Here is a 13,340-nt window from a genome sequence, read left to right on the forward strand (position 1 = left end):
AACGGCTAAGGATTTAGGTTGATAGTGAGGGTTAAATCGATGGTGTCAGAATTATTGTCGCCAGTAATAGAGCCGGTAAAGCTACTATTTTCAGCGCTGAATGAGGGGCTGCCTGTCAGCTCATCGTTGAGAAAATGGGCAACAGTTTTACCGTCCAAGTCTGAAATCTCGAAGGTTAAACCGTATTGTTCGTCATCGTCAGCACCATCGGGTGTGGTGTAAACTTGCGTTGAGAAATCAAAGCTCATTGTCGAAGCTTCGCCAGCACTAACAAGGGCGATGACTGCAGTCTCACTCTTATTGTTGTCCTCATCGGTTTGCACTAAATAGCTGTAGTTGTAACAACTGGCCATAATATCTGTGGCGCTGAGAGTCAGCTCATCACTGCTGAAGCTATTGACGGTCAGCTGTACCAAATCACTCCAGTTTTGCTCATCATTGGTAATTTTGATGGCGTCAAACTCGGCGGTAAAAGGGTTGTCCTCATCGCCTGCATAGCTGGCAGACAGCCTATTTTTCTCGTCGTTAATAGCAAAAGAAAACTGCTCATCATCACTGCTAAGCATGTTGTCGGAGGTGGAAAAATCAACCCCCTCCTGATCACCGCAGCGATAGAGTTTAGCAGCTTGGTCGTCGACGTAAACAACTTCGCGAGTTAGCCGTTGGCCGCTGTTGTCATAGGGGGTGCGCTTTTCGGTAAAAATCCACATCCCCTTTAGTGGGAAAGCACCGCTGGTCTGCACAGGTGCTAAGTCATCAGTGCCTAATACTACAGCCTCGCTAAGAATAATATTGGTTGGTGCCGGCGCAGGGTTAGGTTCTACTGTTGGCGGTGTGCGATCAATGGTTGGTGCGCTACTGCCACCATCGCAGGCGGTAACAAGTGCTAATAGGCAAAGTGGGAATACGGTTTTCATCAACATAAGTGGCAACCTGGTTTTATTTTTATTGTTTAATATCGCAACACTGACAGTAAAAGACTCAGTATTTGCGTTAGCATGAACAAATGATAAAAGCAGAAAACTAAAAAGGGAATTAACGACGTAATTCTTTACACTTTTTATAGTTGCTAGCGGTGTGATGAGAAGCTGATAGGGTTAATTTTGTCGGAAAAATAAAAAACAGTTGCGACGTCGAAAAACCTTACGATTCTGTCGCTTAACGACAATAGGTGACGCTTTGAATATGATCGATGTCCTGCTGCTTCCAATAGCTCCAGCGATGAAAGCGTTCAGGTTTTGGCAGTACACCTTCTGCAGCCCAGCGCTCGACATTATCGCAGGTGGTGCTGAGTGCTCGGGCTACTTCGCTGGTGTTGAGCCAGCCAATCAGAAATTCAGGTTTCTTTAACATGTTTATCTCTCTCAATTGTTTATGTTTTTAAGTGAACTCAGGATAACAGCGGTTTATGACATAAATGCGACAAGCACGGGGTTTGTAAAAATATTTGATTTCTCTCTGCTCATTATTAGGGCTGATTATCGCTTGGCTATGTGAAACTACTAATAGGGTTAAACCGTAAGGGCTTAGGCAGAATTGCGAATTATACTCAGCAGCGGTATTGCGTAATCTAGTATGCATCAGCAAGGAGATAAGCTATGTATACCGAAATCCAAGATTTTCTCAATCAAGAAGGCCTCAGTCTCACCGTTGAAGACGATAGAATTGTCGGTAAGGATGACGAGGTTCGCGTGGTATTTTCGTTCAAGGATGTTTGTAATGTGTATTATTTTTATGAACACACCGCCGTATCCTCCAGCTCAATATCTGAGACCGGAGAGATCAACGATTGGAAGGGGCTTTATTTAGCCGCCAAGGCGAAGGCCTGTAACGATCAGTATGTCGATTTCATGCGGATGGAGCAGCTTCAGTGGGAGGCCAACCAGCAAGTCGGTTTGCATTAACACTGAGGGGATAAAACAAGGGCCGCTACCCGAGGGGGTCGGCCAAACTGATATCACATCGGGCGATGCTAGCAACTAGGCAGAAGATAGCATCGAGGGGTTAAATATTTGCTGCCTTAGTATTCATAAATCACGTCAACACCAAAGCTTCTTGGGTCGCCAAATACTGCTCCTGGCGGGAAACCGGCCTGAAAGTGCGCGACGTAGTACTCGGTGTCTTGTAAATTCTTACCCCAGATTGCCGTGCGCAGTTCACCGCTTGGCACCGGAATGTCGGCCAGGCTGATTCTTGCATTCAATAGACCATAGGCATCAATCACATAGGCATCATTCTCGGCCTTGGTGTATTTCTCGTCTTGATAGCTATAGCTAAGATTGGCGCTGAGACTGCCCCAGTTGTAGGTGGGGAAGGCGTAGTCGAGGGCGGCGTTATAACTATTGTTCGGGCTGTTGATAAAGACGAACTGGTCGGTTAAATCATTGCCGTTACTGTCGATAACCTCATCGTATTGGGCATCTAAATAGCCGTAGCTGACAACAGCGGTCAAGCCTGTGGTAATTAATGCGGTGGCATCCAGTTCTAAGCCTCTAATCGTTGCCTTACCGGCATTGCTGACATCGTTATAGCGCCCCTGAGTTTGAATGGCTACCTGGATGTCTTCATAGTCAGCCCAGAAAGCGGCGGCGTTTAGGCGTAGACGGTTATCAAATAACTGAGACTTCAAGCCAAGTTCATAAGAAATCAGAGTTTCAGGGGCAAAGCCTTCAGAGAATACTTCCGGTGTCGACGAACGGACACTGAAGCCACCCGCCTTATAACCAGTGCCAACCTTACCGTAAACGTTAACATCGTCGGTTAAATCGTAGGCTGCAATCAAGCTGGGGCTGAAGTCATTAAAGGTGTTATCACCCTTGCTCGCCCAACCACCAAAATCCGTATTGCCGTTATCTGCCGTGGTATTAAACGCGGTATCGGCCTCACGTTGATCTTCGCTCCAGCGCAGACCAGCGGTAATGTGCAAACGCTCTTCTAGAATGTTCGGGGTATAAGTACCCTGGGCAAAAACAGCGTAGGCGGTGTTGGTGATATTGGTGTTACGTAACTGTTCGACATCGGTAATGCCTGCCTGGGCAACAGGGATATTCAATTGGTCGCGACCGGTGGCTGTCTCCTTAAAGAAGTAACCGCCCACGATATATTCTAAACGGCTGTCAAAGGCTTCACCGAGTAATTGGATCTCCTGGCTGAACTGATCCTGCTGAGTGTTTGTTGCTGTGGTTTGTAGTGGTTCAGTTGGCGCCAGAGGGTTGATGCCTGTCATGAAGTCCTGATAGGTGTAACTATCGAGTTCACGATACGCGGTAATCGATTTTAGCTGCACACTGTCGTTTATATACCAGTCGACAGTGAGGTTGTTCCCGTCGATACTGACGTCGTTGTTTTGTAAGCCGCTGACAAAGGGGCTGCCTTGCGTCGGACGGTCAACATTGTTTCCCGGTGTGCCGGTAGGGACGATATAGACTGGGGAGTCAGCGATGTTCGAATTATCGTAGCCGTAGCGAATAGAGAGATCTTCGGTAGGCTGCCACAGCACGTCGAGACGCAGTGCGTCGCGATCTTGGTCGCCAAAGTGATCGGCACCGGTGCCGAGGTTCTCAACAAAGCCGTCTTTTTGTGTGTTGACGTAGGTGATCTTGGCGGCAAGGTTGTCGCTCAGCGGCGCGTTGATGGCCGTCTTTGAATAGAGCAGGTTATCGCTGCCGGCTGTCAGCTGTTGTTTAAAGCCAAACTGTTCAAGGTCAGGTGCTGCAGTAATAAAGTTGATGGCACCACCGGTGGCGTTACGGCCATAGAGCGAGCCCTGTGGGCCGCGCAGTACTTCTACGCGCTCAATATCACCGGTTTCCATCGACAGGCCCTGGCTGCGTGCCATATAGACGCCATCAATATAGACAGCAACACTGGGGTCGATGGTGATTTGATCATCGTTATTACCGACGCCACGCATAAAGGCGCGGGTGGTGGTGGCGCTGTTGGGGTGCGGTGTTAATTGCAGGTTGGGTACATTGCTTTGCAGGTCAGTAACATTGGTAATACCTCTGTCTTCAATGCTTTGTTCGTCGAAGGCGGCGATTGAAATCGGCGTGTCTTGAATAGACTCGGCCCGTTTTTGCGCCGTTACCACAACTTCTTCCAGCATCAGGCTGGTTTCTTGCGAGAAAGCCTGAAGTGATAGTCCGGAGAGTGAGGCTATTGCTACTGATTGAGCAATGATTTTCTTATTAAACTGCATCTTAACGCCCTATTTTTCTATATTGCTACTGGATTTGATATCGCTAATTGCCATGAGCCGATAGGAAATATATGGGGTATTCGTATCGAACAACGACAATTAGGGTCATTATATCCGTATATGTTCCTAAAAGTGAACATTAAAGTACTTTAATGATTATTGTGGTCTTAATTTCGCGTGTTTTTGGATTTTATATTGGCTTAGTGTTTTCTGTAAAAGTTCACTCTTGACGAGCGCAAAAGGGCAATGTGTATCACAAACTTAATCTATGACAAGAAGCGCGTTGTTAACGATGGCGGCTGCGAGATAACTGATTTAGTATTATTTTGAATACAAAGTGTTCAGTTTCGTCGGAGGTATAGAATGAGCTGGGATATTTCTGAAGCTTTTCCGATAGACGGTTTAGCGAAATACAGTCCGCTGCAATCAAAGTTTATTGCGCAATATGTTAAAAGAGCGCAATGGGAGCTGCAGCGAGAGCAGGGTGTTGAGGTTCCTGAGTGGGAAGACAGTTTCACCGATCCAGTGTTTGCCGTGATGCAGGATGCCAACTTCAACAAAAACCCTGTCGACCGGGCCAAGCGTTTACTGCTACTCGCGGATAAGAGAAAGGCAAAAAATAGTGATTTTATTGCATAAAAAAAGAGGCTTATGCCTCTTTTTTTATTTTAGAATTTTCTTTAGCTGTGTAACCAGTAACCGACATTGCTCTGTTGTGCCAATGGTTATTCGCAGCATATTATCGATTCTGGGCTGATTAAAATAACGGACGATTATCGATTCGTTGCGCAGCTTTTGGGCGATCTCTTCGGCTTTCATTGTCTTGTGTGACACAAAGACAAAGTTAGCGGTAGAGGGAATAATGTCAAAGCCCAACGTTGTTAGTTCTTTAGTCAGGGTTTCTCTGTCGGTAATAATTTTTTGACAGCTCTGCTCAAAATACTCGCGGTCTTCGATGGCGGCGGTAGCCGCGGCTTCTGCCAGCTTATCGAGGGGGTAGGAGTTGAAGGAGTTTTTCACTCGCTCGAGGGCATCGATCAGATGCGGCTGAGCAATGGCAAAACCGACACGCAAACCCGCGAGCGCGCGGGATTTTGACAGTGTTTGTATGACCACCACATTGTCGTAATCAGCGACCAGGCTGACAGCACTATCACCGCCAAAATCAATATAAGCCTCATCGACCACGACCACGCTATCGGGGTTACTGTCGAGTATTTTCTGTACCGCTTCCAGTGCCAGCAGGCGCCCAGTTGGGGCGTTGGGGTTGGGAAAAATAATGCCGCCGTTGGCCACCTTATAATCGTCGGGATCAATGGCGAAATCGGTGTCCAGTGCTACTTTTTGATAGTCTATTTGATAGAGACTGCAGTAGGTGGGGTAAAAACTGTAGCTGATATCCGGGAATAAGATCGGCTGCTGGTGATTGAGCAGCGCCTGAAAGGTGTGAGCCAATACTTCATCGGAGCCATTGCCGATAAAAACACAGTCATTATCGACCTGATAATAATCGGCGATGGCCTGGCTGAGTCGGTCTGAATTGGGGTCGGGATAGAGCTGAAGATGCTGCTGACTACTCTGTTGAATGGCGGCAATGGCTTTTGGAGAAGGCGGATAGGGGTTCTCATTAGTATTGAGTTTTACCAAGTTGGTCATCTTTGGCTGTTCACCGGCAACGTACGGCGTTAGCTTCTCAACAATAGGGCTCCAAAAACGGCTCATTACTTTCACTCTCACAAAAACTCCATTGTAAGCTAAATCACAATGGAGTTTAAGAGAGACTGCTGTTTTACTTAGGCCGGGTAGAGCGGATCTAAATCGCTGCGACGATTACCGGACATTGGCTGGCAGAGCTTAAGAGCAGCGATTAGCTTGTCGCCACGCCAGGGTGTTTGACTGGTACTGTATAGCGATACTTGTAACTCCTCGATAGCCGGTTGCAACTCAGGTGAAAAATCTGCCAATTGATTGAGGCTGTTTAATCTGGCTGTTGGCCAATAGGCTTTGGCCCAGGTTAATAGCGCCGTCTCGACCGATGTCGCATCGTGTTTCACGCAGCTGGCAATAAGCTGACGCATCAGTAGTTTGGTCTCCTCGGCTGCGGGTTTGACAGAGCTCTCGACGGCAGAGTGTCGTCCCCGCTGGCGATACAGGGCGAAACATAAGCTGGCGGTGATAAGCCAAAGCACTGCCAGAGCAGCGCTGATCACCTGCCATAGTCTGCTATTGCTAGCATCAGCGGTGTTGTTCAAGCCCTTGGGTGTTGTGATTTTTTTCTGCGGGCTCTCGAGAGGTTTAGGGCTTGCTGTGGTTGCGTCGGCGGCAGTATCACCACTGACCGTGATTGTGGTCGCCGCCAGTACCGCTGTCTCGAGCTGGTTAGTCAGGGTGTTCCACCAGTGAATGGTAACTTCGGGCAGGGTGATTATACCGACTTGTGTGGCAATAATGGCATAGCTCTCGATACGTTCTCCGATAATATCATCGGCGGTTTTGTGACTGTTGATTACCGGCTTGTCGGCATACACTGAGGCACCTGTTAGCTCAGGTAAAAACAGCGGTGGCAATTGAGCGGCGGTCAGGCCTTGGGCCTGAATCTTAATAGTGCGAGTGATCGAATCGCCAACGCTAATATGCTGTGGGTCTTCACTCCACTGCTGGCTCAGTACTAATTTTTTAGCCGGCAACCAATCACTGGCGGGGTAGCTATCAGGCTTGCCAATAACATTGACTGTGGCCATATCGCTGCGCCGTGTGACGTTTTTAGATTGGTTGTAGCCAAAGGCCGAGCGGCGGCCTACGGCAACCTTGGCTCGGAGAATCGTCGGTGATATTTCAAGTTCACCTTCTGTTTGCGGGTAAACCAAGTAACGCCGTTCGATAATATTGTAGTTGATACCGTTGATGATTTTTTCGTATCGTCGGTCTTCTAACTGTTCAGAAAAGGCGCTGCCGAAGTCTGGTGCTGTCAATTCAGAGCCGCCGGCCAGGGGCAGTGCGGTGGCGACCAGGACGGTATAGGTGAAAGGGGACTGTACGTAAACAGTATTTAAGTCGGCGCTGGCCTGAATAAAAATTTCACGTTGACCCTGCCCATTGGCTTGAGCAGAGGGTTTAATGACTGTGATCTTTATTGGTGCAGTCTGTTCATCATTGATGGTAATACTGGGTAAGGTAAAGTCACCGGTTGTCTTAGCATTGAGCGTAAGTTGCCAGGTTTTTACCTTGGTTGAGTTGCCGTTAACAAAGCTGATCTGTTGATTCTGAGACTGAGACAAGATAGTAAAGTCTTGGCTGATAGCGCTTAAGTCGGGGTCATCGTTAAAGTAACCGCCATTATCACTTTGTAAGGTGAGGACAAAGCTGTCGTCGATAATGACAGGGTTTCTGTCGATGGTTGCTGTTGCCTTTGCCCAGCTACTGTTCGCCGCCAAGAGTAAGCATAGTGTGGTGATGGCGGTGACTAACGTTTGTCTCGTGCTTGTCATAAAATTTTACCAGCGTAACTCATCATCGGCAGGTTGTTGCCTGCGATTTTGTTGATATTGATATTCAAATTTTCGTCGTAACAGGCCGCTAGGCTCATCGGGTATTTGGCGCAACCATTGTTGAGTGGCAGCATCCTGTGGCGGCAGCTGTTGATTGTTCGCGTCACTGGCCTGCTCTGACGGGGCATCGGTGGAGGCCTTATCGTCGACTGCTTCGCTTACAGACTGAGATTGTTGCTCACCGTCGGCATTCTCGCCAGGCTGTGGATCTGTTGCAGCACTCTGTTGGCTCGGTTGTTCATTCTGCTCAGACTGTTGCTGTTGCTGTAGATGACTGTCATCATCGTCGAGACTTTGCCTGTTGTTACCGGGCTGACTGTCCTCCCCCGGCTGCTGACTATTTTCTGACGGGGAATTTGGCGATGGGTTATTGCTGTCGTCGCCGCCCCGTGAGTCACTGGCGCCTTGGTTTTGCTGATCGCCATCTTGCTGTTGCTCGGATGGCTGCTGCTCACTGTTTTCGCCTTTTTCGCCCTCACCTTGTTGCTGCTCCTGCTTTGCCTGCTCGATAATGGCCTGGGCCTGGGCGGCGAGTTGGTTGTCAGGGTTCAGTGTTAATGCCTGCTTATAGGCTTCACCGGCCTGATCCAGTTTTTGTTGTTGCGCCAGCGCATTACCATAGTTGTAATAATCATTACTGTTCTTGGGCTGGCTGAAAGACTCTTCTGCCGCCGCGTAGTCACCGTTTTGATAGTGCGCCACCCCCTTCCACTGCGGGTCTTCAAACAGTGTGGCGGCCTTTTCAGCGTCGCCGTTTTGCAGGGCTTGTTGGCCTTGTTGATCAGCGGTTTGCCAAAGACTATCCCAACTGTTAGCCATCACAGGTTGTGGCTGGCTGATTAACAATAGTCCGACTAACGGCAGGAATAGTTGTAGTAACCAGCCGCGACGAAAGGTGAGCAGCGCAATAGGGATGATGATAAAAATCAGCCAGTATCCGTTGTCTTGGTATTGATCAAACTGGCGCAATGATTGTTGGCTATTTTCTTGCGGCTTGTTGTCGCTGGCCAACAGCTTAACGATATCCTGTCCGTCATAGCCGCGCTTTTGAAAGCTGCCGCCGCCGAGGGAGGCAAGCTCTTTTAAACGTTGTTGATCAACCTTGGCAATCGCTACCGCCCCCTTGTTGTCTCGTAAAAAACCACCATCAGGTAATGGGATGGGGGCCCCTTGAGTGCCGATCGACAGCACTGATAGGGTGAGGTGTCGCTGAGCCAGCCAATTGTTTATGGACTTGAGGTCGCCTGAGTAGACACCATCGGTGAGCAGTATGATATGCCCCGATGTATAGCCTGCCCCCTGAAGCAATTGTTCACTGAGTTTCAACGCCGACAGTGGCTGGTTGCCGTAGGCCGGCATGATGACCGGCGACAGAGCGGGTACCATGGCGGCGATGGTGGCTGTGTCATCGGTCAATGGCGATACGGTATGGGCATCAGCCGAGTAGGCGACCAAGGCTGTTAACCCCTCTTTTCGCTGTTTTAAAATATCCCTGACGGCGTATTGCGCCTGGGTTAATCGATTGGGTTTCACGTCTTCAGCGTACATCGACAGAGTTAAGTCGAGGGCGATAATCAGGGCGTCTTGTTTGCGCTCAACCGGCTGCGGAAGCTTTTGCCAACTAGGGCCGGCAATGGCGATAGTCGCTGCAACGGCGGCAATGGCAATCAACAGTGCCCAGGGCGGCTGCTTTGAGGTGGCTTGTTTCTCCAGCATGGCCTTGAGCAGCAAGGGATCGATTACGGTACGCCAATCTCCCAGTTGTTGCCGCTGTTTGAAAAACCAGCAGGCCCAGAGAATCAAGGGGATCAACAGCAGCCATAGTGGTCGTAGAAAATGAAAATCAGCCATCGGACGTCTCCGTTACCCGTGGTGTTGAGCGGGATAAATATTGTCTTATCAAACTGATCATCATGGCCAATAAAGTGAGTATCAATGCCACGGCCAAAGGCCAATAGAACAAGACCTGTTGCGGGCGGTAGCTAATGCCTTGTTGCTCAATCGGTTCCAGGGTATCTAACAGCTGATAGATGGCGGTTAAATCGTTGCGACTTTTTGCGCGAAAATAGCGACCACCGGTTAATTCAGCAATTTTTTTCAGGCTATTTTCGGCGCGATCTAAATCGGCGGAGGGGTTGATTCTTCTGTTGCCAAACAAACCGCCAAAGGCACCCTGCTGAACCATTTCACCTGCTCCGATGCCGACGGTGTAGATAGTCAGACCATTGGTGGCAGCTTTATTAGCGGCCTGTATGGGGTCGACTGCGCCGGCATTGTTCTCGCCATCGGTGAGTAGGATAACCACTCTGCTTTCAGCGGGACGGTTTTTCAGCCGTTTAATGGATAGGCCAATGGCGTCACCGATGGCGGTCTGTTTGCCAGCAAAACCAAGCTGTGCCTCATCCAGTAACGTGGCTACGGTACTGCGGTCGAAGGTCAGAGGCGCCTGCAAGTATGCCTGACTACCAAACAGAATCAGCCCTATCTTGTCACCCTGACGACGCTCGATAAAATCGGTTAAGACATTCTTGACGATATCAAGGCGGGTGGCTTCTCGGCCATTAAGTGGGATGTCGGTCTGCGCCATCGAACCGGAAAGGTCGACGGCGATCATCAACTCGCGCCCTTCACTGGGTAGTTCAACGGGCTCGCCCAGCCATAGTGGCCTGGCGCTGGCCAATACGATTAATGCCCAAATGAGGCTCAGTAGAGCATGATTTCGCCAGGATGTTGTCGCTGAGGCCGACAGCGAGTGAGTGCTATCATACTGCGACCAGCGCTGAAAATGGGGTATACGCAAAGCAGCGGTTTGTGGCTTGGCCGCTGGCCATAACCAGTAGATGAGCAGAGGCAGAGGCAACAGCGCCAGCATGAAAGGCCATTGCAGCGACATCATCGTACCACCGCCTGAGCTGCGTCCTGTTGGATACTGTTTTTTTCAGCATCTGCTGGCACGCGATGGTGGTCGATAAATTGTTGGCAGGCGGAGAAAAGCGCCGCTGGCTCCAGCGTGATTTTTGGCTGATATTGTTGCCCCATCAGTTGCTCGATGGCGGTTTTATTCGCCGGCTCAAAATCGGTGTGATGGCAGATAAAGTGTAACCACTTGTCGCCGGACAGGCTGGCGACATTGTCACCGTAGCCGGCGATGGCTGTGCGTTTTAGCAGGGCATTAGCCTGCTGGCAAAGCTGCTCTAACGAGAGTGATTGTTGCTGAGATTGCAGCTGCTGCAGCGCTGTTTTGGCGGCACGACGATAGCGGTTACGCCGATGGCGTCGGACGAGCAAGACGCCGATGGTGAGCACGATGGCCACCGCCGTGATGATCAGCAGCCACCAACCGGGTGCCAGCGGCCACCATGGGGAGATTGCTGCAGGGCTGGCTAATTCGGGCAGGGGCAGCGGTTGTTGTGCCATTATAGTCGACCTCGTTTTACTTTAACGCCGAGGGATTTGATCGCAAAGTAATACTGTAAAACTGCCAATGGCTCTTGATTGGTGAATATTTCAATCAGCGGCGTGTGGATGCTGGCCAGTTGTTGTTTGAGTTGTTCTTGCTGGTGGTCATAATCCGCCGAGTAACGCTGCTGTAAATGTTTGTCGGCGGCCAGCGTGGCATGATTTTGGCCATCGGTAATACGAAAACGCCCCTGGTTTGGCAGTTGTTTTTCCATTGGGTCCAGGGTTTGTATAGCGTGTAACTCGCAGTGTTTACTGATGCGATGCAGCTGTTGGAAGGCCGCTGAGTCGAGGTCATGGAAATCGCTGATGATATAGATGCTGCTGCCGGGTTTGCTGATTTGGTTGAGCTCGGCAAAGCAATGGGCAAGAGACTGTGGCGCTGATGTCGCATCACTCAGCAAATCTTGATTACATTGGGCCATCCACTGCAGACCGCGAAGCAGGCCTTTTTGACCGCGCTTGGGTTTGTAACTGTGGATAGTATTGCCGGCAATCATACCGCCAATTTTGTCGTTGCCGGCCAGTGCTGACCAGCTGATTAATGAGGCCACCGCGGCAGCCATGACCGACTTAAAGCATTGGCTGGAGCCGAAGGCCATATTGCTGCGCTGATCGCAAAAGACAATCACGTTGCGGTCCCGCTCTTCGGTAAATATTTTGGTGTGCGGCTGGTTACTGCGGGCGGTGACTCGCCAATCAATATGACGAACATCATCTCCGGGCTGGTAGCTACGCACCTCTGCGAAGTCGATGCCACGGCCGCGCAGGCGGGTGCGGTAGGCACCGGTGAGCTGGCTTAGGTGCCTGTGATTGGGGGTCAGCTCGAGTTGTCGCGCGACAAAACGTAACTCAGCAAGCTGTTGCCACTGCAGGCTAACACCCTGGGGTTGGTAGACGGGTTGCTTCATCGCTTGATCACTCGCGGTAAATAACGCTTATCCAATGGCGACGCCGGCGAGTAATAAATCGATTACCTTATCGGTGTCGATACCGTTGGCCTCGGCATCGAAACTCAATACTAGGCGGTGACGCAAGACATCGTGGGCAATGCTTTTAACATCGTCGGGGCTGACAAAGTCGCGGCCATGCAGCCAGGAATATGCACGGGCACAGCGATCGAGGGCGATAGTGGCACGCGGGCTGGCGCCGTAATCGAGGTAATCATCTATGCCACAGGCGTAGTCTTCGGGGCGGCGGGAGGCATCAACCAGTGCAACAATATAATCCTCAACTGCCTCGCTCATATGCAGTGCTAATACTGACTGGCGGGCGTCGAATAACGCCTGCTGGCTGATGCGGGGCAGCGGCTGTTTTTGTTCGCCGCTGGCCTCGTCGCGGACCAGACGTAAAATCGCCTTCTCATCGGCTCGGTTGGGGTAGCCGACGGTCACATGCATCAGAAAGCGATCAAGCTGGGCCTCGGGCAGGGGATAGGTTCCCTCCTGCTCGATCGGGTTCTGGGTCGCCATGACCAAAAAAAGCTCGGGCAGGGGATAGGTTTTGCTGCCGACGCTGACCTGACGCTCAGCCATTGCCTCCAGTAGTGCCGACTGCACCTTGGCGGGGGCGCGGTTAATTTCATCGGCCAAGACTAAGTTGTGAAATATCGGGCCCTGCTGGAAGTTAAAACTGCCATCCTGCGGTCGAAAAATATCGGTGCCGGTGATGTCGCCAGGCAGTAAGTCGGGGGTGAATTGAACGCGTTGAAAACTGCCTTCAATGGCATCGGATAAGGTTTTAATTGCCCGGGTTTTTGCCAGCCCTGGAGCGCCTTCCACCAGTAAGTGACCGTCGGCCAGGAGGGCGATCATCAGTCGCTGAACCAGCTCGGGTTGGCCGATGATTTCTTGGCTGAGCTGTTGGCTGAGTTGTTGTATCAATGTTGCTGGAATCATAGCGGGAAATACCAATTTATCAGTAGGTCTGATCAAATATGTAAGGGCATGAAAATAAATAACAATACAGTGCTGATAATTATTTTTCTGTGCATCTGTCGCAGACAACTTAAGTCATCTGGGTTGTTGATGCAAATCATGGTATTCAGCACCTAGTCGGCGGATAGTCCCGCCTTATTAATGATCAGACTACGGCAACTTTTATAAGTTCCTAATCTATATCGACTACACTGTAAT

General features: G+C 50.2%; 12 protein-coding genes. 2 read left to right on the forward strand and 10 right to left on the reverse strand.

Annotated elements, in window-relative coordinates; translation table 11 throughout:
* Window positions 1-5 precede the first annotated feature (5 nt).
* Both L9P87_RS14190 and L9P87_RS14195 read right to left on the reverse strand, forming a co-directional pair.
* The gene (locus tag L9P87_RS14190; protein WP_237445403.1) at window positions 6-923 is read right to left on the reverse strand and encodes a hypothetical protein; all 918 of its coding nucleotides are present in this window, start codon (window positions 921-923) and stop codon (window positions 6-8) included.
* Window positions 924-1,158: 235 nt separating this feature from the next.
* A complete protein-coding gene (locus L9P87_RS14195; RefSeq protein WP_237445404.1) occupies window positions 1,159-1,353 on the reverse strand; it encodes a hypothetical protein in 195 nt (64 codons plus the stop codon).
* Between the two features lie 245 nt (window positions 1,354-1,598).
* Between L9P87_RS14195 and L9P87_RS14200 the strand changes: the two genes are divergently transcribed.
* A complete protein-coding gene (locus tag L9P87_RS14200) occupies window positions 1,599-1,904 on the forward strand; it encodes a hypothetical protein (protein ID WP_237445405.1) in 306 nt (101 codons plus the stop codon).
* A 116-nt stretch (window positions 1,905-2,020) separates the two neighbouring features.
* Here the strand turns inward: L9P87_RS14200 and L9P87_RS14205 are convergent, their stop codons facing one another.
* Window positions 2,021-4,198 carry a TonB-dependent receptor gene (locus L9P87_RS14205; protein WP_237445406.1) on the reverse strand — a complete coding sequence of 726 codons (2,178 nt, stop codon included), beginning with the start codon at window positions 4,196-4,198 and terminating at the stop codon, window positions 2,021-2,023.
* Window positions 4,199-4,561: 363 nt separating this feature from the next.
* Between L9P87_RS14205 and L9P87_RS14210 the strand changes: the two genes are divergently transcribed.
* Window positions 4,562-4,837, forward strand: coding sequence for a hypothetical protein (locus tag L9P87_RS14210; RefSeq protein WP_237445407.1), 276 nt, complete (start codon window positions 4,562-4,564; stop codon window positions 4,835-4,837).
* Between the two features lie 24 nt (window positions 4,838-4,861).
* On the opposite strand, the gene hisC is transcribed toward L9P87_RS14210, so the two are convergent.
* The 7 genes from hisC to L9P87_RS14245 form a co-directional block, all read right to left on the reverse strand.
* Window positions 4,862-5,920, reverse strand: a complete 1,059-nt coding sequence (hisC, locus tag L9P87_RS14215) for a histidinol-phosphate transaminase (RefSeq protein ID WP_237445408.1) — start codon at window positions 5,918-5,920, stop codon at window positions 4,862-4,864.
* A gap of 71 nt (window positions 5,921-5,991) precedes the next feature.
* The gene (locus L9P87_RS14220; RefSeq protein ID WP_237445409.1) at window positions 5,992-7,686 is read right to left on the reverse strand and encodes a BatD family protein; all 1,695 of its coding nucleotides are present in this window, start codon (window positions 7,684-7,686) and stop codon (window positions 5,992-5,994) included.
* Window positions 7,687-7,692: 6 nt separating this feature from the next.
* Window positions 7,693-9,597, reverse strand: coding sequence for a VWA domain-containing protein (locus L9P87_RS14225; RefSeq protein WP_237445410.1), 1,905 nt, complete (start codon window positions 9,595-9,597; stop codon window positions 7,693-7,695).
* The gene (locus L9P87_RS14230; RefSeq protein WP_237445411.1) at window positions 9,590-10,642 is read right to left on the reverse strand and encodes a vWA domain-containing protein; all 1,053 of its coding nucleotides are present in this window, start codon (window positions 10,640-10,642) and stop codon (window positions 9,590-9,592) included. Before L9P87_RS14230 ends, L9P87_RS14225 begins: the two co-directional genes overlap by 8 nt.
* Window positions 10,639-11,163 (reverse strand): DUF4381 domain-containing protein, encoded by a 525-nt coding sequence (locus tag L9P87_RS14235; protein WP_237445412.1) that lies wholly within the window; start codon window positions 11,161-11,163, stop codon window positions 10,639-10,641. The genes L9P87_RS14230 and L9P87_RS14235 overlap by 4 nt, the downstream gene beginning before the upstream one ends.
* Window positions 11,163-12,116 carry a DUF58 domain-containing protein gene (locus tag L9P87_RS14240; RefSeq protein WP_237445413.1) on the reverse strand — a complete coding sequence of 318 codons (954 nt, stop codon included), beginning with the start codon at window positions 12,114-12,116 and terminating at the stop codon, window positions 11,163-11,165. Before L9P87_RS14240 ends, L9P87_RS14235 begins: the two co-directional genes overlap by 1 nt.
* Before the next feature lie 27 nt (window positions 12,117-12,143).
* Window positions 12,144-13,103 carry an AAA family ATPase gene (locus L9P87_RS14245; protein ID WP_237445414.1) on the reverse strand — a complete coding sequence of 320 codons (960 nt, stop codon included), beginning with the start codon at window positions 13,101-13,103 and terminating at the stop codon, window positions 12,144-12,146.
* Between the last annotated feature and the right edge of the window lie 237 nt (window positions 13,104-13,340).

The organism is Sinobacterium norvegicum (assembly GCF_923077115.1).
Classification (GTDB): Bacteria; Pseudomonadota; Gammaproteobacteria; order Pseudomonadales; family Sinobacteriaceae; genus Sinobacterium; species Sinobacterium norvegicum.